The following is a 24,884-nucleotide window of genomic DNA, read 5'->3' as shown; positions in this document are numbered from 1 at the left end:
GTGGCTATGCGATTACTCACATTATTTTTGATAGGGGCTATAAGCCAAAGTGCATTAGCAAAAACCCAATATCAGGTTTTTGTAAGTTTTTCCATGCCTAATCGTTTGCTGGAAGAAACATTACGAGATGCAGCACATCATGGAATACCCGTCCTATTAAATGGATTTGTTAATGATTCCATGAGAGACACCGCAGTCAAAATTTTCGAGCTCACTAAAAAAGTCCCTAATTGTTCCATGCAAATTGATCCAACAGCATTTGAACGTTATGGAATTACACAGGTTCCAGCTTTTGTGGCAGTAAACCAAAAGAGCTTTGATGTGGTATTGGGTAACATCACCATGGAACGAGCAATGGATGAAGTGACACGATTTGGTGATACGGCAAGGGTGAATTCATGAATAAATGGTTGCTGTTAGCGGTACTATTGAATAGTAACAGTGCTATTGCTGATGATTACAGTGAAGGTCGTGCCCTTGCTTTAAATGCTGGAGTTAATGCCATGTCGGGTTTAGGTCAATTAGCTCCCGCTGAGTATTTAAATAATTTCACCGACCATCCCTCCGAGTCCAATCTTAATCAATCTCGATTGAAAGAAGAGGGGGCTAAGGCCTCAGAAACTAATGAAACAGCACAACACATTCTTGATGATAAACGAAAGCAAGACACAAATCCTGTGACTGTTGATTTTAATTCAGAGGAAATGATTCAGTCAGGACGTGTCATTGAGGATGCGGATGGCCAAGTATCAGAACATAAGCTGCCTTGTAACAATGGGGCGTGCCTACCCACCCCAGATACTAATGGAGATGATTTTGGTGAAGGGGTGTCGCAATTAGGCACACTGGCAGGTGCTTCAGATGATGTATCAGCCAAACAAATTGGCTCTGGGAATGCTTCAATTTTTACAGGTACTAATAATCAATGTCGTATTGCAGTCTTAGGGATTGGCAATTGTTGTGGTGGGCATGCTCGTTTTTTAAATTGTCGCCAGGAAGAAAAATCGCTTGCCAATTCAATCATTGATGGGCGGGCGCACTATGTTGGAACTTATTGTGCTCATTATAAAAAACTCACAGGATGTCTTGAACACAAACAATCCTGGTGTGTTTTCCCATCAAAACTAGCAAGTATTATTCAAGTTCAAGGCAGGCTTGGACAATTAGGGATTAATTTTGGTTGGGTAGGACGCAGAACGAATGGGGCTAATTGTCGAGGTATTACACCAGAGGAATTGGCGCGAATTTCTATTCAAAATCTCGATCTTTCAAGTCTTACTAAAGAATTTGAATCACGCGCCAAACCTAAAAATCCAACGCAAATGGAATCAAGAGCCTCTAAAGCAATTGAACAAATGGAACAGGAGGGGCGCGCTCATGATTAAACTTATTTTTATGGTTATGGGTTTGCTTCTTGCTCAGATTATTCATGCTGAAAAGCCACCAGGATTTCTGTGGTATAACCTGCCCAAATTGCCAGTGATTCAGAAAAAAACACAACCCCAAGGGCGGCCATTTTCTCAATTAAGTTATCAGCAAAAAGATGCGGTTATCGCTTATTACACACGTGAGGCATGGCATAAAGCAATGACTGCTCAGAACGTTGAAAACATGCGAAGCTACTTAGCGCTACAGGATTTTTGGAGCACTCGCGCAACAAATACATCAAGGCTTTTTGAAAAAACCATGTTGTATTACCCCGAATTTCGTTATGAAACCACACACCCTTCTAATAATTTGGGCGTTAAGGTTGCTGATGAGTTAAGGGCTAAAAAAGAGTCGTTACTTCTTAAACAATTAGCAAAAACTCATGGTCTTTTGTATTTTTATCGGGGCAGCAATCCTTACGATCAAAAAGAAAATGCCATTATTGATGATTTTTCGAAGCGCTATGGGATTAACCTGATTCCTGTAAGCGTTGATGGTGTTAAAGACCCTCGATTCCCCAATTCGCGCATGGATAGAGGACAAGTACATCAATTAAATATCCGTTTTTTCCCAGCATTAATTTTAGTGAACCCCAAAACCAAGCGAACACGTCCCGTGTCTTATGGCCTTGTAACCCAAGACATGTTGACACGACAATTTTATTTAGTAGCAACTGATTTCGCAAAAGGAGATTTATAATGAAAACGATAGTAATCCTATTGGTGTTGGCGTGTTCTCAATTGGGGTATGCTAAAGAGGTGGTGTTGAATCCTTTAAATCAACTCATGAACTCGCATTTTGATACAAAGAACGCGTCTCAAAATCCAAAACCTGTAACGAAGAATGCCTCTCAAAGCCAGCATGTTTTAGTGTTTTTTTTCTCGAATAAATGCCCTCATTGCGTCCAATTTTCCCCTGTAGTGAAAGACTTTGTCGATGCCAACCACTGGAACATTGAGGCCATTAGCTTAAATGGGGAGACGATACCTGAGTTTCCAAATGCATCGTTTGCAACTCAAGAGATGATTGATTTGGCCTACCAAGGAAAGCCTGTCGTATATCCCGCACTGTTTATTGCAAACCCTAACACTAAGGCACTGTACCCCGTAGCTTTTGGTGAGCTGGGTAAACAAGAGCTTTTGGAGCGGATGAAACTGATTATGACAAAAGTAGGTGAATACGAAGGGAGTCATTCATGATGAAGAGTTCATTTTTGGGTTTATTATTTTTACTGTCAGGACAATCTAATGCAGGGATTAATAATGATTTAGGCACATTTTTTAATAATTTGGGGTATATGTCCAATGCAACCAATCCTGGAGCTTACTATTCACAGGCAGCGGGATCGTACGCAGGTGGTTCGTTATTTGCCCGCAACCAAGTCAGACAATACCAACTGATACAACTGGACTTACCCAGTTATCGTGCAGGATGTGGCGGGATAGATTTGTACATGGGAAGTATGAGTTTTTTAAGTAAGGATAATATGGTCGCTTTGCAAAAATCCATTATGACTAATGGCACCTCATATGCCTTTGATTTGGCACTTGCAACGACTGTTCCTGAAATAAAGCACGTTACAGATACTTTGCGCAGTGTGGAACAATTTGCTAATAACAGCAGCATCAATTCGTGTGAATTATCACAAAATGCATTGGGTGGGATTTGGCCTAAAACCCAGGCATCACAAGATAAAATCTGTAAAGATCAGGGGACTATGGGGAAAGAGGGATTTTTCTCTGATTATGTTCAGGCACGTATGGAATGTTCAGGTCCCAAACATGATGCAGCGATGGAGGCAGCAAGCAAAGATCCGGTTAGGAAAAAACAAGTGGTTTATAACAAAAATATTGTTTGGACGCTTTTAAAATCCAAGTCCTTTTTATCCTCGGATGATGAGTTATGTGAATTGATCATGAGCCTTACAGGGACTGTAATTATCGATAAAAATGGTCATGTTCAAAACGTTCCTTCTTTGGCCAACAGTCGCAATCTCGTTAAGGCATTGATTGGACGAGATGATGGCGGTTTAGATAAAGCCAAAATTTGGGAATGTGGTGATAAGGACGGATGCATGACTGTGTCTTTGAAAGAAATAACCATCGCTAAAGACAATACTCTGCGTTTTAAGGTGAGCAGTTTAATTAACAAAATCAAAGAGGCTTTAAGACAGACTTCTCCCTCTGACCAAGAGGTTAATGAAATCGCATCCTTTGCTTCGATGGTTCATATACCTGTAGTTAAATTCACGGAGGTGATGCTCAGCACCGAATATGGTGATTCCATTGTTGATTTGTCAGAACTTTCCACTTTGATTGCACAGGATGTCTTACAACAATATCTTAATGAGCTCTTACAGGAAGTAAGCAATGTCACAGCAAGCAGTGAGTTTAATGAAGAGTTAATTAAGGACATTAGTAAACGTATAACAAAAGCACGAGCTGAAATTGCAAGGCTTGATCCTGAGATTGGAACTAAGTTGCAACAAAAATTTACTCTAATTAATAACGTACAACATATTGAACAACAAGTGGCAGCGCGAGTTGCGCAAGAACTGGGTTAAGGAGTAAGAAATGGATTTAACGATTTATGTATTAGATTGCGGCGATTTATTTTTCCAATTATTCAATATAATAGCCGCATTCATGGACAGTTCCAATTTCATGAACCTTCTGGGGATGGCAGCAGCTTTTGGTTTATTCGTTGCAGCGCTTCGGTTTTTTAAGTCTTACGATCCTAATACGATTGTAAGGTGGTTTGTGATGTACATGTTAGTGTTAAATATAGCAATTATTCCTAAAACAACTGTAGTCATTGTCGATGTATCTACTCAAAAAAACTACCCTGTAGCAAATGTCCCTTTAGTATTTGCTTTTGTGGCACAAGGTTTTACTTGTTTTGGTTATGGCTTGGCGCAAATTTTTGATAGTTTATTTTCAACGCTTAACGATGCACCAGCAAGCGTGCAGTATACTAAAACCGGATTTTTATTTGGTTCACGCCTCATTCAAGAATCACGTAATTTTCGTGTGACAAATCCTGTGTTAAAAGCTGATTTAACCATGTATTTTAAACGTTGTGTGGTAGGTGATGTCTATTTAAATCATGTGTTATCTCCTACAGAGCTTAAAGAAAGCACTAATATTTGGGAGTCCATTTCAGCATCTCCTTCTAAAATCAGAAGAACTTATGTTGCTAATGAGAATGGCGAGAGAGATAACAAAAGTTGTGCTGAGGCTACTCCAATTTTAAAGACTCGCCTTAATAAAGAGATAGAGCACGCTTACACGATTTTTGGTATTAATTTATTTGGAAAGCCTAAAGGGACTAATTACGAACAATTATTTGATACCCACCTAAACAATGCCTTTAATTACTATCAAGGCATTCAAACCACAGGGACTAATGCTTTTTTACAAGCGATGATGCTCAATGTGATTAAAGATGGCATTAGTGATTATCAATCTTATCTTAATTCAAGTGCTAGCATTATGAGCCATGAATTTACTAAATCGCAAGTACAACAGCGTTACGCCTGGGAGCTGGCTGGATTAAAGGCTGCCTGGATATGGCCTTTCTTTCATAGCGTGGTCATGATGTTATTAATGGCCTTATTCCCGCTCATCGTGTTATTCGCTATTGCCTATAATGGCATTAACGGATTAAAAAGTTACCTGATGTTCTTTTTGTCATTGCAACTATGGCCAGCATTGTTTGCAATTCTTAATTTTGCCATGGCCTTTTATGGAAGCAGTGTTACTTCCAACTATGGAGCCTTGAATCTTGCAAACTTAGATAATGTGGAGCAATTACATGGTGAGGTAGCAAGTGTTGCAGGTTATATGATGTTATTTATTCCCTGGCTTGCTAATGGTATTGTTAAGCGAATTGACGAAACGTTTAATTCCCTTTCACAATCGATGGTTTCAGGAGTCCAAAGCTCTTCAATGGCTGCGGCCAGTGAAGCGGCAAATGCCAGTTTTAGCCTTGGGCAAACGAGCTTTTACAATGCAACAGGTAATACCCTATCCGCCAATAAACATGACTCGAATTTTACATCCATGGCAGGAAATACCACGCGTATGCTCGACTCTGGGGCTACAGTAACCAGAACCCGTGATGGCAATGATGTGATTGATGCATCAAGCACCATATCGCGCGGTACACACTCTCTTAATTCAAATAAGGCCATTAATGGCATGTTAAGCGATGCGGCAGAAATGAATACCCAGGCCATTTCCTCCAAGTCGAAACAATTCAGTTCTTTGGTGTCGCAAGGTTTGAACCAATTAACCCAATTCTCCAATCTTTCGGGCAAGGATATTCGGTTAGGTGATGGTGTATCTGAAAGTGATACCTCACAGGTACAAAGTGCCGTATCAAACGTGCTTGGGATGGCAAGTAATGTAGCCCAAAGAACTGGAGTGAGTACTGAGCAGGCGCTTACGGGTATTGTCAGTGCAGGAGTTACAGCCCAGGCAGGTGTTAATTCTCAACACTCACTTATAGGTAAGGGCGTGAGTCTTCTTACTGGTGCGGATGGCAGCCTTTATGCTCGAGCCAATTATGAAAAGTCAGATTCAACCGCGCAACGCTCTAATGATGGGTATGAAAAAGTGCTTGATGCCAAACAAATGCAGGATTTTAGAAGTGATTACAGTTTCATGCAGAACTTTAGTCAGACTCATCACCTGGATAGCTCTCATTCAAAAGGTGCCAGCTTGTTATCGCAGGGTGCCTCTGATCTGCGACAAGCGCAAAATATATCGAGTAGTCTTGATGAGAATTATTCAAAAGCAGAGCGTATTGCCCATGCTAAAAGTGTTACTGAATCAGGCGGTGCGACCATTAATCAAAACATGGATCAAATGTTTCAAGAGTATGTTACCGATAAGGTGGGAAGAGAACAACGTAATTACCTGTACGGTCATTCAGGGGATCCTAATGCTCAGGCAACTTTATCAAACCTTGCTAATCAATTTGTTTCTGATGAAGGCATTCGTAATAAAATCATTGATACCTATGGCAATACAGGCCATCAAATTAACCCTGAAGCTCGCTTTGGTGCAGGAAGTAATGCCATCCAATCAAGGGACAAAGAGCTGTATTCCAACTACTCAAACAATAAAAACACTTTGGAGTCACAAAGCTCTAAACATGATGTGGGCTTTAATGAAGACAAAGCCCAAGCGTTACAAAACAAAGTACAAGCTGGGATTACATCACAAAAAAATGAGATAGGTGCGACAAAAGGGGCGATTGAACTCAATACAAAAATTCAGGCGAATGACACGGATTCAAAAATAATGAAGGGTCGCAACACATCACATGCAAAAAGCATTATTAAAGGAGAGTAAATAATGAATGCAATAGATTATAAAAAAGCAGTTCAAGAAGACGTACAGCGTCTTAAAACAATCACTATTGATGTACTTCCTACGATCCGATTTTACCGCAAAATTGCTCATATGATGGCGTGGTTATTCATCATTAGTGTTGCGTCCCCATGGGCTTTAAATCTGTTCATTAACAAAAATCACTATTCTTTAAGTTTTTATTTAACTGATTTGATTGCCTTATGTACATTATTTCTTTTTATAGCACTTTTGTTTCTACCCCAGGCTGCCCAATACGTTACCTTCAAAGAAACAATCAAGCCGCATTTGGTGCTTGGAGAGCTCATTGATAAACAGTTTAAACTGTATTTCAAGATTTTTACTGTTGTTTCTGTCCTATGGTCAACTTTATATACCGTGTGTTTTTTTAATTTGGATTTTTCGCTTTGGGGTGAGCGGCTGTTTACCTTAGGCCCGGGTGTGCTCATCGGTGTATTTATAGCTTCAATAGTATTTCAGATGGAGGTTGCACGGGTTGGGGCAAGTACTCTTTTTGAAATTATTGCAGGCTTCAAAAAAGACCAGAGGTACCACCTCAAAACATAGATTAATTCCAAATAATAATGACTTATATTTGCGCAACAATCGATTGCGCTAAGGTAAGTCACACCTCAAAATCAACAAAAGAGGCATGATGAATAACGATAAAGCAGCAAAACAATTTACCCGCGGTGGCCAGATAGCCTTCCACGATTTGCGTATGTTTTTTCAAATTAATAAAACGCTGATTAGAATTCATATCATGATGGTGTTTCTTTTAACGGCAGGTTTGATGTGGACTGATACCTCTACTGAACAACTTAAAGTAACTGCAGCGTATCATTACTCCAAATTTGTTTCAGATTTGGGAGCAACCAATAAAATTAATGTTCCGGTGCAAGGACGTACTTATACATTGCCCGTTAATGCCATTGCTAAACATCCGTATTTTCAAAATACAGCCCGGATATTCAATCAATATCTGCTTCAGTCGTTTTTAAAGTCATTGGCTTTAGCCCTGTTGATGAGTATTGGATTAGGATTTTATTTTGTCAGGAAAGGGCGTAAAAAAGCCAATGATGTCTTTATTCGAGGTGGCTCGTTAGCGGATGTAAAAACGGTTAAAAAACTGATTATTCAAAATAACGAGGCATCACCTTTAACACTGGATGGGTTGCCTTTAATTAATAATGCCGAAGTACAGCATTTTTTAGTTCATGGCACCATTGGGATGGGTAAAAGTCAGCTCATTATGAAATTGCTCGATCAGCTTCGTGCAAGAGGCGATAGGGTAATTATCTATGATAAGGGTTGTAGTTATACAAGCGTCTACTTTGATGAAACAAAGGATGTGCTATTAAATCCTTATGATGAACGGTGTGCTAATTGGAATTTGTGGCTTGAAGCACCAAAGGATTCCGATCTAGAGAATCAGGCCGAAAGTTTAATTCCAATCGAGGGGGAATCACAGCCCTTTTTTATTCATGCCGCACGTGCAGTATTTTCAGCAACCGCATCAAAAATGCGCCATGACAGCGATTGTTCTTTGAAAAAATTATTACAGTTTTTGTTAACGGGCGAATTTTCCCAGATGGAGCCATACCTTGCAGGCACCCCTGCGGCTACCTTGATGAGTGATAAAGTTGAGAAAATGGCAATTTCAGTGCGTTCCATGATTACAACCTATGTTCGCAGCTTACAATCTTTAAGGGGTCTTGAAGAGTCAGATAAAAAACCGTTTTGTATTCGAGACTACATCTTGAATGAAGAGACAGACGGCTGGCTTTTTATCTCATCAAACGGTGAAAAGCACAATTCACTAAAACCATTGATGTCCATGTGGCTGTCCATCGCATCACTTTCTCTTTTAAGCCTTCCAGAGAATTTAAATAGGCGAGTCTGGTTTATTTGTGATGAGCTACCCAGCCTGCACCAACTGCCTTTTTTAGGATCTACACTTGCGGAGGTCAGGAAATTTGGTGGCTGTTTTATTTTAGGGATGCAAAATTTTTTCCAACTGTCTCAGGTTTATGGGAATAGGGGGGCTGGTGCGATATTTGATTTACTCAATACCCGATTCTTTTTTAGAAGTCCAAGTGCCGAGATGGCAAAACAAGTATCCGTTGAATTGTGCAATGAAGAGCTTGAAGAAGTAAAAGAAAGTACCTCGTATGGTGCCAACAGCATTCGTGATGGGGTCTCTTTAAGCAGTAATCGCACATCGAGGCCACTCGTGGATTATTCCGAAATTATGAAACTAAAAATCTTATCCTGCTTTGCCCGGATGCCAGGCGACTACCCCATTACAAAACTGGATTTAAAACTGAATAAACGTCCTGAAAAAACACAAGGATTTATTGAACGCGAGTTGCCTACCGAGCCACAAAACAATGAATCGTTCTGTTTAATAAATAAGGGTAATGATTCATCAACGCGACAGGCTACCCAAAACCCACCAGAACTTCTAAAGAAGAACCTGCATGTAGAGTTTGATGTTTAATAAAGGAGTAATCATGTCATTGGCTTTAATCGAAAAATATACCCTGAGTAAAGATCATAAAAAACCAATTATTAAAATTAAATACATAGTGACTGAACAGGAGCGCACTTTACTGGTAAAGCTTTTTATACTCGATGACCTGTTAATGCGCGAAGAAAAAAAACAAATTCTGACCTTCTGCCGTAGTGTGCATGAACGTGATTTATGGATTCAATGTGATTGTGTGGCGGGCTTTTCAAAACCCGTATTTCGGTTTAATCGGGCATCGAGCGGCACCCTCTATTTACATCACATTACCTCACGAGGCGAACATGCAGAAGGCTGTGCTTTTAAAGAAAGGATTTGGACAACTTCCGAACTATCAAATCAACAGGAAAAACCACGATTTAAGGAAACAACACCTCTTAATTTAGTGTCGAAAAAATCCGTTGATGCCTTACCCAAAAATAATACTGAACCTTTAAGAGAAAGCACTTCATCGACAGGAAGTAGGCGGTCGAAATTATGCCGTGCACTGTATCGACTATTAGATGATGCTGGAGTCAATGTGATTAACCCCCAAACTAAAATCGTTCCTATAAAAGCCATAGAACTGGCGGCATCTTCTATTGAAATCCAACCTAAAAAAAGGATGCTGGATTATCTTTATACTAATCCATCGCTTCTTTTTAAAGCGGCATATGCACTTAGAGACGATACAACTCCATGGCAAAATGGGATTAGAAAACATGCTTTGATGCTGGTCAAAGCACATTCTTTCGATGAACAAATCATTGAAGCATTCCTACCTAATGGAACAACCCAGAAAATCAAAATATCTAATCGAATTTATTGTTCATCAGGTCGCTTTGGAAGTCGCTCGGCACCCTTCATGGCCTTGATACTCATCACGGATTCGGCTGAAAAGCCAAACTTCTTTGAGCCATTCAACGCATTTATTGTGCCTTGTTATTCAGAAAAAACATTCATTCCTGTTGACAGTCATTATGAGCGAGACGTTTTAAGACGACTGTTTGCATTGCAATTTGAGCGCACAAAACAAGGTTGTAGCCTTGAAATCATCAAGCCGTTGTTTGATATCAAAGTAAGCACGGGAACGCCTGAAGAAAAAGGTGTTTTGCCTGACTTTATATTAAAAACCAGAAATAAACAGCTCATCATTGAGATCAATGGCTCTCATGAACCTGAGTATCTTCAACGAAAAAATAGAGTACACCAATCCATGGGTGAGTTGGGACTGGTGTTATCACTGGATGTTTATGGTGCTGAAAAAGAAAACAGGCTTAATCAAAGTATGACTCAATTTATTGCTCAAATTAAAAGTCACCTGGATTAACAACTTAAATCGCAAAGGAATCAAATATGCTCAGTGTTCAACCATTAGAATCTGCTAAAGGGGCGGCTGATTACTATGCAGCAGCATTTAATTACTATGCTGGGGATGCTCAGGCCATGCGCTGGCTTGGAAAAGGTGCCCAACATTTAGGCTTAAGCGGTCTTGTAGAAAAAGAACAAATGCTCCAATTACTTCAAGGTAAATTACCTGATGGACAAATATTACAAAATAAAAAAGGGGAACATAGGCCAGGGTTTGATATGACTTTTTCTGCCCCCAAGAGTGTGTCCATTCTTGTAGGTCTTGGGGCAGATAAGGATCTTGAGCTATTTCATGATTTGGCGGTTGAGTTAACCATCAAACAACTGGAGGAAGAATTTTCTGAAACCCGTGTGGTTAAAGACGGGAAAGTACATTTTGAAAAAACCGATAATTTTATAATTGCTGCTTTTCGCCAACCCTCATCTCGTGCAAATGATCCGGCACTACATACTCATGGGGTTACCATGAACATTACTTTTGATAAAGACAATAAAGCACGTTCTCTTGCCAGTGACATTCATGCCAATCGAGGAGTGGTGGAGCAACTTCAACGAAATGTGACGTATTGCGGGTTGTTGTACCGCACCCATCTTGCCAACATGCTTAAAGAAAAAGGATATCAATTAACCGTAGCGGGGGATGGGCTGTTTGAAATAGAAGGGATGCCGGAGTCGATTTTAAAAGAATTTTCAACACGGCGAGAAGAGATTGAGCAGTATATGACTGAGCATGGGTGGACTGGGGCAAAAGCGGCAAGCGCTGCGACCTTAATTACCCGTGCTAATAAAGAAGAGCACGACATTAATGTGTTACATGCCGATTGGATGAAACGAGCGGATGCACTTGGCTTTGATGGCCAACAATTTGTTAAAGATGCATTAACTTATCAAAATAAAAAGGGATTATTTGAGTCGATTAAAGAGACTGTTTTTAGTCTATTCTATCAAAAAGGGGTTGCTGAATTAATACAAGAACGTGAAGCGATTGATTTAGAACAAGTAAAAGCGCGCGAAGCCGTCAATGTGGCTATTGAAGCCGTAAGCCAAAAAAGCTCTGTTTTTGAGTTGCGTCAATTAAAAGAATACGCCCTAAAACATACGTTAACTGGCAATGAAGTGGTAAGCATCAAGGCTATTGATGGTGTGATTAATGAGAAAATAAAAAATCAGTCACTTTATGTAGGACGAGAACCCTATACTCAGCAACCCATGTTAACCACTCCTTGGCTGTTAACATTAGAAGCAGAAAGTCTGGCACGTATTGAAACCAATAAAGGACAGGTGAAACCAATCACGACTAAAAAAGAGGTGATTGATTTTCAAAACAATTATGAGGCAAACGCCAAATACGCTTTAACCACCTCACAAAAACAAGCCATGATACAGTTTTTAACAACAAACGACCGTTATATGGCAATTCAAGGATATGCTGGGGTTGGTAAGACCACCATGCTCAAATTAACCAGGGAAGTTGCAGAGACAGCTGGGTTTAATGTGCGAGGAATAGCCGTGAATAGCAGTGCTGCGAATGAGTTGAAAAGTAAAGGAGGAATCAATGCGGATGTATTTCCTGTGGTTCACGGCGAATTATTAAGCGCTCCAAAAGATACACTTCAAAAAATAGTTTTTGTTGTTGATGAAGCATCTATGTTGTCCAGTCCTCAAGGCCATGAACTAATAAAGCTCATAGAACAAAAAGGCGCAAGGCTCTATATGGTAGGCGATGATGCACAGTTACCCAGCGTAAAAAATGGTCGAATTTTTGGATTGTCACAAGAATATGGCATTCAAACCTCTGAAATGGTTGATAATATCAGGCAGTTAAACCAACAACTTAAGGAATCCGTTCATCATGCGATTGATGGGGAAGTGTATGATGCAGTACAAAAAATCAATGAGGTTCGGGAGTTTAAAACACATGATGAGCGCGTAGCAGCAGTTGCCAACAGCTACCTTCAACTATCCCATCATGTGCGTGAAAACACATTGCTTTTTGCCCCAACACATGCCAATAGACGTGAAATTACCTTCATCATACGAGAAGGATTAAAACAAGAGGGGACGCTGAGTGACAATCAAACACTATTCACTGTTCTAAAGCCAAAAGCGCTGGAAGAGGCTCAATTGTATCATGCTCAATATTATTCAAAAGGGGATGTTATTCGCTTTAATCATCATTCCAAACGATACGGTATAGAAAGCGGGGATTACTTAACGGTTGACAGAGTGAGCCAGGAAAACAAGCGTGATAATGCGTTGAAGCTTATTCATAAAAACGGAAAAAAAGTTAATTTCAGACTCAATGAATTACCTGCGTATAAACCAACAAGGGCAGGATTTATCCGTCACATTGAAGTATATCAACAAGAAAAACTCGAACTGGCAGAGGGGGATAGGATACTTTGGACAAGAAATTTTAAAAAAGAAGGGATTGCCAACTCTGAGCGTGCTCTTGTTACTTCAATTACTGATGAACGTATTAATCTGGTTCTTGATAATGGCCAGATGAAAACACTCAACCGTGAACATGAAGCACTACAGCATCTTGATCATGGCTATGTATTCACCAACATTAAAGTACAGGGCAAAGATAAAATGTATGCTATTGGCCTGGTTGAATCATATAACAAGTTTGCCGCCACCTTAAAAAATTTCTATGTTCAAATCTCCCGAGGGATTCACAGCATGAAACTGGTTACTGATGATAAAAATAATTTAATTCGTGCTCTGGAAGAAAATGACGATACTAAAAAATCATCCATTGACTTTGTTTCAACAAAACAACTTAAGGAACATCAAAAGCAATTTTCACAATCAAAACACAGCATGAACATTGATGCCGTGATTGAAAAAAAAGGCATGAAAGAAGAGGTATATCATCAATTAGTCAGCCTCGTGGAGCAATACAGGCAAGCAAAAGGATTAGACAATAAGGCCAATACCGCAAAAATGGCACATGAAATGATATTGAATCATCAGTTGTTCCGACTTGCCAAAAACACGTTAGGCTATGGATATCAAGCTTATCGAGAAGATGCGCATCGCTATGCCACTTATAAATTAAGTAAGTCTTTATCCCATGAAGAAAAAAACCATTTAAACGTCGTCAGAGATTATGTTAGAGCGAGTCAGAAGACAAAAGCGGCCTGGAAACAGGCCATTGATATGAACCCAACGGCTACAAATAAAGCCCATGCATTCCATGAGGCGACACAAAGAAATGCCCTTGCCTTCAAAATTGCGGCTAATATTGAACAATATAAGCCCTATTTAAAACATTATTCGATTGGCGAGTTAAATCGTTTAGGTATCCCTCAGCACCATTATGAGAAGCAAGAAGAAAAAGCCATACTCAATTTAAAGCGATTAACCGAACACGCAAGCACTCACCAGCTACATACCAATATTCGTCAGTTTTTTTCAGAACCATCCTCATCAAAACCGATACTTGCCTCTGTTATTAAGGCTTATTCAAAAAATGCCCATCCTTATCTCATAAAGATGGCTGAAGAAAAACAAACTACTACTGATGCTCTATGGAAGGAAATCAATATTGAGGCAAAAGAACATGCTGATGCATTGTTTAAAAAAACACTTCCAGAACCACATCAAAAAGCATTCGATCAGATTAAACACTACAGATCGTTAGGATTTGAACTGGGTGCACTTTGGAAGGAGCATGTAGCGCTATTGGAAAACAATCAGAGCTTACCTTCGGTAATCAAAGACAAGATATCCAAAATCACAATGCTGCGTAATGAAATCGCTTCAATGGCCATAAGAGACAAAACATATCTGCCAGTACTTACTTATTTTAAAATCGATGAGAATAAAATTGCGTTACAGGCTGAGAAAAATCAACAGCGTAATAATGTTCTTGATTTTTTGAATTCAAAAAGCGATTTTAAAAACAAGTTAAGTGCCGCAGAGCGAATATCAGCTGATGTACTAAGTCATTATCCATTCATTAAAGAGTGTGGCATAGATACCCGACAATTAAATAAATACGTGCGTCTGGTGACTCGGCAACAATTGTTTACCTCACTAAGCGAGGCTGAACTCAATGATTATAAAACCGTATTAAATTACAAACATGAAAGTAAAAAATCAGCCTCATGCTGGAAAAACATATTTTTGTTGAAAGAGCAGAATCTAAAACCAAAACCAAACCAAATAAACCTCGCCTTAGAGTTAACCTCAAAGCGTGACTATTTAGCATCTAAGCTCATTAACCAACCTCAATACGCAGGCATCTTAAGTAAAGAAAAAGTCTCCCTTGAGAAGTTAAACAGTCAAAGTTCAAGTCATCTTGGTCGTACATCAGAAATTAATAAAATTAATGGGGAACGAATTGGATTACTCAATCGATTAGAGCAAAAAGAAGGCAGCATGACTGCAAAGGAATCTCAACATTGGCAACATTCATGGGGTTTGTTGAATCAACAAACGTCAAAGATTCTCTATTCAAAACAATTATACGGTGATGCGATAAAAGAGAGTCCTTTAATAGAGATGAAGTTATCTAAAAGCCAAATCGACTTGTTAGAAAAATACGATGTGAGCTTAAATTCACCACCTAAAAAAAGTGAGAGCAAGCATGTATCTCAATCCTATCAAAACATCGATATAACGCTTACCAATGAAACATTAATGGCGAATCCCGAGCAAACCTATAGTATGATTTTTGGTGACCCAAAAACAATCACATCAAGAGAAATGCGTTACTCTGGTGGACTTATTGTTTCATTAAAAGGGAGCAAATCAGGGCTTTGGTATGACTTTGGAAGTGGCGAAGGCGGCAGTCCTATTCAAGCAATTATGCGCGAAAAAGCTGTCGATTTTAAGGAGGCACTGACCATTGCTTCAGAAATGGCTGGAACTAAAAATATGGAGCACTCAAGTTTTATGAAGGCGGTTTTTAAAAGTGAACAGGGTGATGGAAGAAAAGAAATACAAAATAAGATTACGTCTGCAAAAAGCATTATGAAAGGAGCAATACCTATCAAAAATACACTTGCAGAAAAGTATCTTTCCGAACATCGTAGGATTGAAAATCCCAATAGGCTAAATGTGAAATTTTGGCCTAAAAATGTAACGTGGTTAACGTTAGATGATAAAGGAAATCTAACAGAAAAGACTAATAAAATTCCTGCACTTGTTATTGCGGCTCAAAATGAACAGGGGGAAATAACAGGGGTTCAGAGAGTCTATCTTGATGAGAAGACAGGCGCTAAAAATACGTTTATGGATAAAGCGAAAATCTCCAAAGGACATATCCAATCGAGCGCAGGAATCTTACAAAAAGGAGAGAAGTTCGGTACGGTTTATCTAGCTGAGGGACCGGAGACAGGGGCATCAATTGCTATGGCGGATCCTAAAGCTACCGTACTTGTATCATTTGGTTTATCCAACATGCAAAACTTAAGTAAAATAATAAAAAGTTTCTATCCAAATCAGGTGATTATTGGAGGCGATAACGACAAACAACCTAATTCAAAAACTCATGAGTTAACTCAAAAAGCTCAGGAGTTACTAAAAAAAGAAGGAATTAATTCATCAATACATTTCCCAAAACAAATCGAAAATCTTGAAAAAACGGACTGGAATGATGTTTTAAAACAGCAAGGTATTGGTGAGGTTAGGAAGCAACTTGGCATTGATTTCCTTAAAAATAATGAAATAACTTTCTCTCAAATTGACATGAATAATTCTTTTAATTTAGCGCAACATAATTCAGACGATCCACTTAAAAATATCAGCAAAAAATGGAACGAAACTCATTTGATCATCACAAAAGAACAAGACAGACTGATGTCACATGTCGACAAATCAATACAAGATACTATTGCACATTATACAAAAGATAAAAGCATTAGTAATACCTCTCATTCCATTGAAAGCCCTGTGATAAAAAAACAGGAATTAGGGTTGGAAATCTAACGGGGTATTACCCCGTTTTTATAATTCTTCTGGTTCAAAGCCAAGTAGCTCTTTATATTTATTAATCGATGCATCAGTGAGTTTCTTGAACTCATCAGACCCATATCCCAACTCTTTGGTAGCCAGATTTTTTATTAATGCATTCATTTGAATGGTGAGTTTAAAGCAGTGTTTCTCTATATCAGTAAATCGGTCTTCTGGGCTTTTATTTTTCTTTTGATTCTCTGTGATCATCAAACCTATTTCAGCCATTTTTGTAATGGTTGCTGATAAAGAATCATCATTAGCTTCGGCCATTTTAGTAAGTTTTTCATGGAGATCATTGGGGACATGGATTGTGACTCTTGGCATAAAATATCCTTAAATTATTGTTTTTAATTTTTTGGCCGTTAAGCTAAAGGTATGAACTGGTGTATGCTATATAGTATGCTACTACTTTCCTTTTATTCATTATACTTTACTCGATTTAGCATAACAATAGCATACATTCTTCCCAAGTATATTTGATTTAAAATTAATCAATAAGGTTGAATAGTACTTACCTCTACTAAGACGATTAGCCTTGTTTTTGATCAGCAGATTTTAAGCCGCGGCCGCTTACAAAAAAAGTGCTTTATTTAATATACAAATCAATGGGTTACGGCAAATGCATTCTAATGCGAAAGGTGTGCTTTTCTTGGTTTTTAGTTCCATACTTCTTCTTTATTCCTCTGTTTTATTTTCTTTATATTTTTTATTATTATTCAGCGCGTTGGTTTTAATGTTGCGTATTGTGACATTATTAATTCTTGAATTTGGCTCTTTGTGGTATTGTTATTTTTCTAATTTAGCGTGCACTTTATTATGGTATTTATATTCAATGGTGAATGATTTTAATTTGCTTATGCTAATACCTGATTACCTATATAAGTTCGCTTTATCTGAAATAATAAATTATATTGTATGTAGGCTTTTGTATATAAAAATAAAACGAGGCTCTAATGAATATTTTAGATAGACTAATTAAATGGATTTACCGTGTAGAATTACCCAGTTATTACTCTGAAGAGAGCATTATTATTCCAAATGTGAAATATCCAGAGTTTACTAAATATAATCCTGCAACTGGTTTACCAATGATTGGTGGATCAGATGTAATGGGAAATCTAATTGGCACAGATCGTCAATCAGACTATAGATATTATTCTAGGTAACCATTAATAAAGTCATGTGAGTTATTTTAATCAATAATTTGTAATGATAAAAAAAAATCACGTTTGATATATTATTAAAATAAATAAATAAATAAATAAATAAATAAATAAATAAATGGAGATTAAACCATGGCTTTAATTGCAGCAAAAAAGATAAAAGATAAAGAGAAAATTAAATTAGAAATTGATAAAGATATTTATTCTGAAATTCAGCAATATTGTTCATGGGCAGGAATTAACGAAATCGATTATTTCTTTGAAGAGGCGGCTCAATTAATTTTCTCTAAGGATAAGGATTGGAAAAATCACCAACGCCCCAGTAAGAATGTTAAAAAGAGAGAAACTATTTAATCAAATGAATATTAGATCCTTACAGATAAAAATGCATTCTTTAAGTCTGATTTTTATGTTAATTAAAAAAAAGATCTTATTCATCGTATTCTTGCTAGCGATTTTTAATTATAAACTGATTTATTCTTATTTATTTTCATTTAATTTATTTGTCAATAAATGTTTAGATAAAATAAATATGGATCATCAAATGCTGTATTTTTCCGCCATCTTGGCAATCAATATATTTGTTATTGTTAACGTATCGCTATCCTATAAATTGCGTAAAAATACATTAAGCGAAAAGGAGCTATTATGAACTTTTTAAGTTCATTGTTAAATGAACATAGTTCATCACTTTTGATTTTGTTTATATCAACTCCATTGCTGGCATATTTTCACTTTTATTCTAAACCCAATGAATACCATCGAATGGTTAAAAAATTTGAGTCTATGAGTGAACAACAGTTTCTAACTGCACGAAAAACATATGCCCGGTTAAGTAAGGAGTCATCACGAGCATATAATGATGTAGAACTTAAACGTATTATTAGAAATAACAATTTGAATGAACATGAAGTACATTTATGGCTGCGTGAATGTAAGGCATCCGAATAACAGTGCAACACTTGATAGGACTATTTTTGCTCTGTTGCAAAACCCCAGTAAGGTTATCCACTTCAGTTTTTTAGTTTAAAATTGTATTCATTGATGTTAAGCGAGGGGATACCTCGCTTAGAAGTCATAGACTATCTTTTCATCTCCATCATTTTTTCAGTTAATGTCCACAAGGCACGATTTAATTTCACATTTTGATCAATGGCTTTTACTTCTCTCGTTTTTGTTCGAGTGGTATAACCGTATTTATTTAAACGATAGCCACGGATACCACCTTTAATCAAATTTTCTTGTATGACATTAAACACCGTAAACAGATCACTATCTTTTTGATCAACATAACGTCTTGGTTGAAGTAAGCTTTGAGGTTTAACCATCATTGCCCCCTCTTCATCAGAAAACTTTAGTGCATGGGCGGCTTCAGCAAAAATCCCTTTTTCATCAGCGTTCAAATGAATTGAGGCCATATCATCAGAAACATCCAGCATCTGATTCGCTGTTTCAATCACTTTGTAAGTGCCTTCAATAACATTTCCAATAACATCACCCTGATGTTTAATTCTGATTTCGTTATACGCTTGCCCTGCAATCATTCCATTGCCACAAACGAGCCGAAAAAGACCCGCCATTAACCGATAGGAAGACAACCCATCATGTGAGTTGATAAGAACCAGCTCTGGGTAAAGCCCTTGATTATTTTGTAGGGCGTCATGACGTTGAAAACGAAGCATGTGTTTTGCAAATGCTTTAGATTCTTGACGTTGGCTCATGGTCTGAGTTGCCCATGTTGGGAAGAATCCTTCTGACATTAATTTATCAATGATTTGCTCTGTTGAGATGGGTGCGTACTTATTGCTTGTTTTATGAGAGCTGGCTTGTGTGAATATGGAAGGTGCCAATTTAAATAGTTTTTCTTTTGATAAGACTGGTAGCATGTTGTTCTCCTATGTTTTTTCTATTTGTTCTCAAGGAACAAGATCATTATCACATACTAATTAACAATAATCAACTTATTTTATAAACTTTATTTATAATAAGTTATTATAAAATTTGTTTACATTTAGCAAGTGCCTTGATATACTCTTTCTTGTCTTAAAGACAAAGTGTAAAAACATAGGAGAACACAATGACTATTCCAAAAATTATCCAACAGCAATTACTCCATACTAATAAAGCCATCGTATGGTCTTGGCGCGTATCCAAATGGTATGAAGTTTCAGCGACTACTCATTGCGAGTCCATGCGCGTTACTTAAATGGTTTTGTCTGTATTGAACTGGATGAGGGGCAAGACTTATATAATATTTCCTTTTTCCTTAATAAAAGTATTGAGGATATGCTAATACATCCGGTACTACCCTATAAAACGATGGAAGGCGTGTATTGTGATCAGCTGGCTGAATTTATTGATAAAGGAATAGACAAAATACCAGATTATAAATATTGATATCCTCCAACTCCCAGATGGTTCTGGAGGTTGGCAAACATCAGAGGGGATTTAATGAAAAAACTATCATTTGCTGTAAAAGCGAATATGAATAAACCACCCAGAGTGCATGTTCAGTCATCGGATAAAAAGACAACCTATGGAGCATTTCAGGCCAATGATTGCAGTGAATTTAATAGCTGGGAGAAGCTAAGCCCTGAAGAAACCATTGAATTAAAGCAATACATGAACAACCTGATAGCGATTGAGCACTACTTTTCAACACAGTCTCTTGGAGAACAAAAAGATTTCAGAATTCGATTACCAGACAGTTTTATTCACGCCATTTCAGAATTAAGCGTTATTTGCCTTGAAGAAGGTATTAATCTTGATGTCTATGATGCGATGATAAGTGCTGCAATTCAGCAACTTAAAATCAAAACATCTTCTCTTTCTGATGATAAAAAACAACGTGCCCTGGCCGTACTTAATAAAATTGGTTTAGCAGAAAACAGCAAGCCTGATGTTTCTCTGAAAATACAAGCAGTCTTCTCCGAACTGTTGTCTATCCATAATAAATCAGAGAAGCTGCACCAGAAAGCCATAGCATTATTTAACAAAGATAAAAGTATTGCCCCCAAGACCATCGAAGAAATTGCCAAAGGCGAACTATCAACATCTCGATGGCTGGTAACTTGTGCTATAGAGATTTTGCTGGAAGAAAAACCGGATATATTACAGAAGTCTTTGTCTGATGAAGATATTCTTTTTTTATGGGCTAATCCCTTATTGAAAAATAATATACCGAAAGAAGAGTTATTCAAGAAGCTGGAATCACTGACAAATTGTGAATCCTTAATAAAAAAACTGGGTTCAATGAGCAATTAGCGTTGAAAATTTTGCAAATATCACATTTATGCTATAATTAACTATGAAAGTAACATTTTATCAAAAACAATCGGGAAAAAATCCCGTGGCGGAATTCCTAAATGATTTGCCGTCAGATGAGATAGCACGTATTGCTGGATGCTTGAAAAATATAGAGGAACTTGGCTTTGATAGCCCACGAGTGCAATTTAGACAAATAAAAGGCTCGCTCTGGGAAATTAAGATCAAAACATCTCGCAGTGGCTATCGTTTTTTTTACGTTTGCATTCAAAAAGAAATTATTGTGCTTTTGCATGCATACAAGAAACAGTCGCAAAAAGCACCCAAGCAAGAGATTGAACTTGCTGAAAAACGCATGATGGAGGTATACGATAATGAAAGCACTTACCTTGAATGAATTTATTGACAATAAAATTCAACAGGATGATGAGTTTGCAAAGCATTATGAGCGCGAGCAGATTATTAACAACATTGCAGTGATGATCGCCAATGCGCGTAAAGAGCGTCACATGACTCAATCTGAACTGGCAAAAAAAATTGGCAGCAAACAGTCCGTTGTCTCTCGACTCGAAAGTGGCAGCAGCGCCTTTATTCCTTCGCTGGAAACATTGGTCAAAGTAGCTGATGCATTGAATATGCGGTTAACATTGCAACTTCAAGCCTAAGATTTAATTTCGGAACCGCAAAACAAAAAACAATTATCGACACAGTAAAATAAGGACTCAACCAATGAGTGAATTACCAAAAGAAATGAATAATGAAGAATATCAAAAAATGATAGAAAAACTAAACCAAGAATTGAAGAACAATCCTAACCCCACACCAATGGATGAGGCTTGGCAGTTCTTTCATCAACCCAAGGTAAAAGGCATCATTTTTCTGGAAGCCTGGAAACAGGGCATTAATAAGGTAGGAGCTGAATTTTTTGACATCAAAACAGATTCAGTCGAGGCGGCTACCGACAAATTACAGCTCCAACCCAATTTTAAGTTCATCAAAGAAGCGATTGGCGGTTACAGCCACGGTAAACAAGTCCTGCTTGGACTGATGTACTCTTTTTATAATCCCGAAGACGGTCAAAAATTGTTGGAACAATCAAATACCACTAACTTTGTTGATGCACTAAACGTGCTGGATGATGAAGGAAGAAAAATCATATCTCAATTGTGGTTGAATCATAGTGGCTGGTAGTAAGAACATAATCAGCCCTTTAATATGTTATAGGGCTGATTATGTTCTCAATGAGCAGATAAATTAGCCCTAGGTCAATTTATGTCTATTCCTAATCTTTTTACTCTGTCCTCATTCAAAAGAGACTTTTTTGCTATTTGCTGTAAAGAAAAGATTATTTTATCTGATATTATTCGGTAACTATCTTTAGAATTACCTGAAGACATAAATACCGCCAATGCCTTGTAATATTTATCAAGCTGTCCTCTTTTGAGAGAGTTGAAAAAAGCATAGTATTCTTCATTAGTACTTGAAGCCAAAGCATCCTCATGCTCAAGAGACCAACTATTATTGTATGCTATATACTCTATTGCCTGGGCAAGAGATATTTCAGGCCTAAGTTCATTATTTAACTTCTCTATAGCTTGCTTAAATTGATCATCTTTTAATTGATTAAAATAATAACAATTATTGCTGTTAATAATTATTTTTTCCCCGCTAATATATTCAATATAATCATTCATTATTTCTTCAGCGAGATCATTTTGCTGAATCTGCTTCAACAGTGAAATAATATTATCTACGTCATTAATTGAAATGAAGTGTCTATATTGAAAATATCCTGACTTTAAGTCCTGAATAACCTGCTGTTCATTATCATTAAAACCATCAAGATAAGAGTCCCATATTTTATAAGAAGCCTCTTTTTCGTTCTCTTTAATTATTTGACAGTTAACATTTTTTACTTCCGCAACCAGTTCTGATTCATTAAAAAATCCAGTTTTAACACCTTGAGCCATGATAAAATCAAGGTTTGTCATTCCATAAAAATTGTATTTATGAAGAAACTCTTTTTGCTCTTTAATATGTTCAATACCTGAATCGTTTGATGAGAATAATTTTGGCAGATTTTTTCCGTTTTCAATCAAAAAGTCCAGGGTTGGTATATGTTCATCAACAACGTACTGACAAAAACAAAACAAGCAAAGAGATTTAATAAGCTTATCCCATGTCTCACCCTCAATATCGAGAAATAGTGTCTGAAGAATTTCGGATAAATTATTAATGGTATTAATAACACGCATGTTCGTCAGATTAAGGTTAGAAACATAACTTTTAATTAATTCTTTATGGATGTTATTTTCAGAAATGATGGAGTTGCAACATTCCTCTGCGGTCATATTCAATTGTACACGCTTATCTATAACTTTTTCATTGAGTTCTTTGAAGTTATCATCATTCATCTTTTCAGAATTATAGATAACAATAATCTTGCAGTTTCTTTTTTCTTTTAAAAAATTTAAATAACCTAATATTTCATTAACAGTCAGGGAGCTTCCTCTTCTCTCAATATCATCAAAACATATTACTGAATCCTTAATAGCCATGCTCATTGCATGATCTAAAAGAGGGCTAAAATTTCTAATCCAAGGTAACGACTTCGCAATCGTAGGTGCTTTTTTATTCCAATACCCTTTTTTTCTTACCTCTATCGTGGATGATAAATTACTAATAAATGTGCTAAGCGATGGTTCTCCTTCGCCAATTAAATCGGTACTTATCATATTTTCAAAGATGGATGTTTTCAGGCTTTCTAGTGAATTAATGCCAAATAGGGACACGTAAGAGTATGATTTATAGCAACTTGGAATTCGAGTATATTTACTTTTGATTACTTCATTCCATATATATGTCTTTCCTACACCCCAGCCACCGTATACTGCAAGAATTTCTGAACTTTCTAATTCAAGAAAATTGCCTATATTATGTTCTATGATATCTCTTGACATAATTTTTATCTAACCCATAAGTATTATTTATGACTTTCCATGTAGCTAAGCGCTGCGTCTGCCAAAAAAGAAGACCGGTTTTTTATGGCATGATTTTTAGCATACAAATCAATCAGGCTTAAAACGCGCTCTGGCATAGTGATATTAATGCGTTTGGCCTTACCCGATATTTGGCTTAAATCAATATCTACGAATGCCCATACGCCACCTTGAAACTCTTCTTCATTAATCCAGTGATCGATTGTTGTGCATACTGGAATAGACTCATTATCAATCAGCAAACCTTCCAAATGACATTCAATCGCCTCAATAGCGTTAGTCAATGCCTCATCATAAGTACTACCAGCAGAATAACACCCAGAAATATCAGGGATACTTACACCAAAATCACTGTGCTCATCTTTATGTATCACTACAGGATATCTCATTTTATATCCTCCTTATTAATACCAGCCTGTTTAAAAATGCTAGCCACCGTTTTAATAGGTAAATCTTTTTTAGGATGGGGTACTGTAACCCTTCCTTTTTTAGTGGGATGCTTAAATTGACAATGACTCCCCTTTTGGTGACATTGCACCCAACCATCGCGTTCAATTATTTTTATTATTTCAGCGCTCTTCATATCTTTATATTATACACACTATACACACAAAATCAAGGAAGCTACCAACCTGGCAAAGGCTGATTACTTGAATTAACACCAAGAAATCTCTTACAAAAAAAACAGCATACCAGCCAATGCCTTAATAGTGCAGAGACGCTATACTGTTCTTGTTTGGCGCAGCTGGGATGTTGACAGGATGTTGAGACACTAGCGAGTTCAAGGATGAACTCAAATCAATGGCATTTA

Annotated in this window: 23 protein-coding genes; 18 read left to right on the top strand and 5 right to left on the bottom strand. The window is 37.4% G+C overall.

Features of this window, described 5'->3' with window-relative positions:
* Positions 1-6: 6 nt before the first annotated feature.
* The 10 genes from trbC to mobF all read left to right on the top strand — a co-directional run bounded on the left by trbC (position 7) and on the right by mobF (position 16,620).
* Positions 7-402: a type-F conjugative transfer system pilin assembly protein TrbC gene (gene trbC, locus BGO44_RS15700; RefSeq protein WP_286823236.1), complete on the top strand. Its 396-nt coding sequence runs from the start codon at positions 7-9 to the stop codon at positions 400-402.
* Positions 399-1,385, top strand: coding sequence for a conjugal transfer protein TraN (gene traN, locus BGO44_RS15695; RefSeq protein WP_286823234.1), 987 nt, complete (start codon positions 399-401; stop codon positions 1,383-1,385). Before trbC ends, traN begins: the two co-directional genes overlap by 4 nt.
* Positions 1,378-2,127 (top strand): type-F conjugative transfer system pilin assembly protein TraF, encoded by a 750-nt coding sequence (gene traF / locus BGO44_RS15690; RefSeq protein ID WP_286823232.1) that lies wholly within the window; start codon positions 1,378-1,380, stop codon positions 2,125-2,127. The genes traN and traF (BGO44_RS15690) overlap by 8 nt, the downstream gene beginning before the upstream one ends.
* Entirely contained in the window at positions 2,127-2,627 is a 501-nt protein-coding gene (traF, locus tag BGO44_RS15685; RefSeq protein WP_286823231.1) for a conjugal transfer protein TraF, read from the top strand. The genes traF (BGO44_RS15690) and traF (BGO44_RS15685) overlap by 1 nt, the downstream gene beginning before the upstream one ends.
* Positions 2,624-3,991 carry a conjugal transfer protein TraH gene (locus tag BGO44_RS15680; RefSeq protein ID WP_286823229.1) on the top strand — a complete coding sequence of 456 codons (1,368 nt, stop codon included), beginning with the start codon at positions 2,624-2,626 and terminating at the stop codon, positions 3,989-3,991. The genes traF (BGO44_RS15685) and BGO44_RS15680 overlap by 4 nt, the downstream gene beginning before the upstream one ends.
* A gap of 10 nt (positions 3,992-4,001) precedes the next feature.
* Complete coding sequence (gene traG / locus BGO44_RS15675; protein ID WP_286823227.1) at positions 4,002-6,785, top strand: conjugal transfer mating-pair stabilization protein TraG; 2,784 nt, start codon at positions 4,002-4,004, stop codon at positions 6,783-6,785.
* Between the two features lie 3 nt (positions 6,786-6,788).
* Positions 6,789-7,370 (top strand): hypothetical protein, encoded by a 582-nt coding sequence (locus BGO44_RS15670; protein WP_286823226.1) that lies wholly within the window; start codon positions 6,789-6,791, stop codon positions 7,368-7,370.
* Between the two features lie 85 nt (positions 7,371-7,455).
* The gene (gene traD / locus BGO44_RS15665; RefSeq protein WP_286823225.1) at positions 7,456-9,303 is read left to right on the top strand and encodes a type IV conjugative transfer system coupling protein TraD; all 1,848 of its coding nucleotides are present in this window, start codon (positions 7,456-7,458) and stop codon (positions 9,301-9,303) included.
* 13 nt (positions 9,304-9,316) lie between these two features.
* Positions 9,317-10,639: a DUF8535 domain-containing protein gene (locus BGO44_RS15660; protein WP_286823224.1), complete on the top strand. Its 1,323-nt coding sequence runs from the start codon at positions 9,317-9,319 to the stop codon at positions 10,637-10,639.
* Positions 10,640-10,665: 26 nt separating this feature from the next.
* Positions 10,666-16,620, top strand: a complete 5,955-nt coding sequence (gene mobF, locus BGO44_RS15655; protein WP_286823223.1) for a MobF family relaxase — start codon at positions 10,666-10,668, stop codon at positions 16,618-16,620.
* 18 nt (positions 16,621-16,638) lie between these two features.
* Here mobF and BGO44_RS15650 read toward each other — a convergent pair whose 3' ends face one another.
* Positions 16,639-16,971, bottom strand: a complete 333-nt coding sequence (locus BGO44_RS15650) for a hypothetical protein (RefSeq protein WP_286823221.1) — start codon at positions 16,969-16,971, stop codon at positions 16,639-16,641.
* A 629-nt stretch (positions 16,972-17,600) separates the two neighbouring features.
* Here BGO44_RS15650 and BGO44_RS15645 point away from each other — a divergent pair.
* The 3 genes from BGO44_RS15645 (at position 17,601) to BGO44_RS15635 (ending at position 18,761) form a co-directional block, all read left to right on the top strand.
* On the top strand, positions 17,601-17,813 hold the full coding sequence (locus BGO44_RS15645; protein ID WP_286823219.1) for a hypothetical protein: 213 nt from the start codon (positions 17,601-17,603) through the stop codon (positions 17,811-17,813).
* Positions 17,814-17,942: 129 nt separating this feature from the next.
* The gene (locus tag BGO44_RS15640; protein ID WP_045097831.1) at positions 17,943-18,164 is read left to right on the top strand and encodes a hypothetical protein; all 222 of its coding nucleotides are present in this window, start codon (positions 17,943-17,945) and stop codon (positions 18,162-18,164) included.
* A 294-nt stretch (positions 18,165-18,458) separates the two neighbouring features.
* Entirely contained in the window at positions 18,459-18,761 is a 303-nt protein-coding gene (locus BGO44_RS15635; protein ID WP_286823216.1) for a hypothetical protein, read from the top strand.
* A 131-nt stretch (positions 18,762-18,892) separates the two neighbouring features.
* On the opposite strand, the gene BGO44_RS15630 is transcribed toward BGO44_RS15635, so the two are convergent.
* Positions 18,893-19,696: a DUF932 domain-containing protein gene (locus BGO44_RS15630; RefSeq protein WP_286823215.1), complete on the bottom strand. Its 804-nt coding sequence runs from the start codon at positions 19,694-19,696 to the stop codon at positions 18,893-18,895.
* Between the two features lie 191 nt (positions 19,697-19,887).
* On the opposite strand from BGO44_RS15630, the gene BGO44_RS15625 reads away from it, so the two are divergent.
* The 5 genes from BGO44_RS15625 to BGO44_RS15605 all read left to right on the top strand — a co-directional run bounded on the left by BGO44_RS15625 (position 19,888) and on the right by BGO44_RS15605 (position 22,265).
* Positions 19,888-20,016 carry a hypothetical protein gene (locus tag BGO44_RS15625; RefSeq protein WP_286823213.1) on the top strand — a complete coding sequence of 43 codons (129 nt, stop codon included), beginning with the start codon at positions 19,888-19,890 and terminating at the stop codon, positions 20,014-20,016.
* Between the two features lie 245 nt (positions 20,017-20,261).
* Positions 20,262-21,074, top strand: coding sequence for a hypothetical protein (locus BGO44_RS15620; RefSeq protein WP_286823212.1), 813 nt, complete (start codon positions 20,262-20,264; stop codon positions 21,072-21,074).
* A gap of 43 nt (positions 21,075-21,117) precedes the next feature.
* Positions 21,118-21,471, top strand: coding sequence for a type II toxin-antitoxin system RelE/ParE family toxin (locus BGO44_RS15615; RefSeq protein ID WP_286823211.1), 354 nt, complete (start codon positions 21,118-21,120; stop codon positions 21,469-21,471).
* Positions 21,449-21,739 (top strand): helix-turn-helix domain-containing protein, encoded by a 291-nt coding sequence (locus BGO44_RS15610; RefSeq protein ID WP_045097837.1) that lies wholly within the window; start codon positions 21,449-21,451, stop codon positions 21,737-21,739. Before BGO44_RS15615 ends, BGO44_RS15610 begins: the two co-directional genes overlap by 23 nt.
* A 64-nt stretch (positions 21,740-21,803) precedes the next feature.
* Positions 21,804-22,265: a hypothetical protein gene (locus BGO44_RS15605; protein ID WP_286823210.1), complete on the top strand. Its 462-nt coding sequence runs from the start codon at positions 21,804-21,806 to the stop codon at positions 22,263-22,265.
* A gap of 74 nt (positions 22,266-22,339) precedes the next feature.
* Here the strand turns inward: BGO44_RS15605 and BGO44_RS15600 are convergent, their stop codons facing one another.
* The 3 genes from BGO44_RS15600 to BGO44_RS15590 are packed head-to-tail and all read right to left on the bottom strand — an operon-like array spanning position 22,340 to position 24,656.
* A complete protein-coding gene (locus BGO44_RS15600) occupies positions 22,340-24,034 on the bottom strand; it encodes a P-loop NTPase fold protein (RefSeq protein WP_286823209.1) in 1,695 nt (564 codons plus the stop codon).
* Between the two features lie 23 nt (positions 24,035-24,057).
* Positions 24,058-24,462: a type II toxin-antitoxin system HicB family antitoxin gene (locus BGO44_RS15595; protein ID WP_286823208.1), complete on the bottom strand. Its 405-nt coding sequence runs from the start codon at positions 24,460-24,462 to the stop codon at positions 24,058-24,060.
* Positions 24,459-24,656 (bottom strand): type II toxin-antitoxin system HicA family toxin, encoded by a 198-nt coding sequence (locus BGO44_RS15590; protein ID WP_011212625.1) that lies wholly within the window; start codon positions 24,654-24,656, stop codon positions 24,459-24,461. Before BGO44_RS15590 ends, BGO44_RS15595 begins: the two co-directional genes overlap by 4 nt.
* Positions 24,657-24,884 lie beyond the last annotated feature (228 nt).

The organism is Legionella sp. 39-23, assembly GCF_001897665.1.
Taxonomy (GTDB): Bacteria; Pseudomonadota; Gammaproteobacteria; order Legionellales; family Legionellaceae; genus Legionella; species Legionella steelei.
This window is presented reverse-complemented; position numbering and strand designations above follow the sequence as displayed.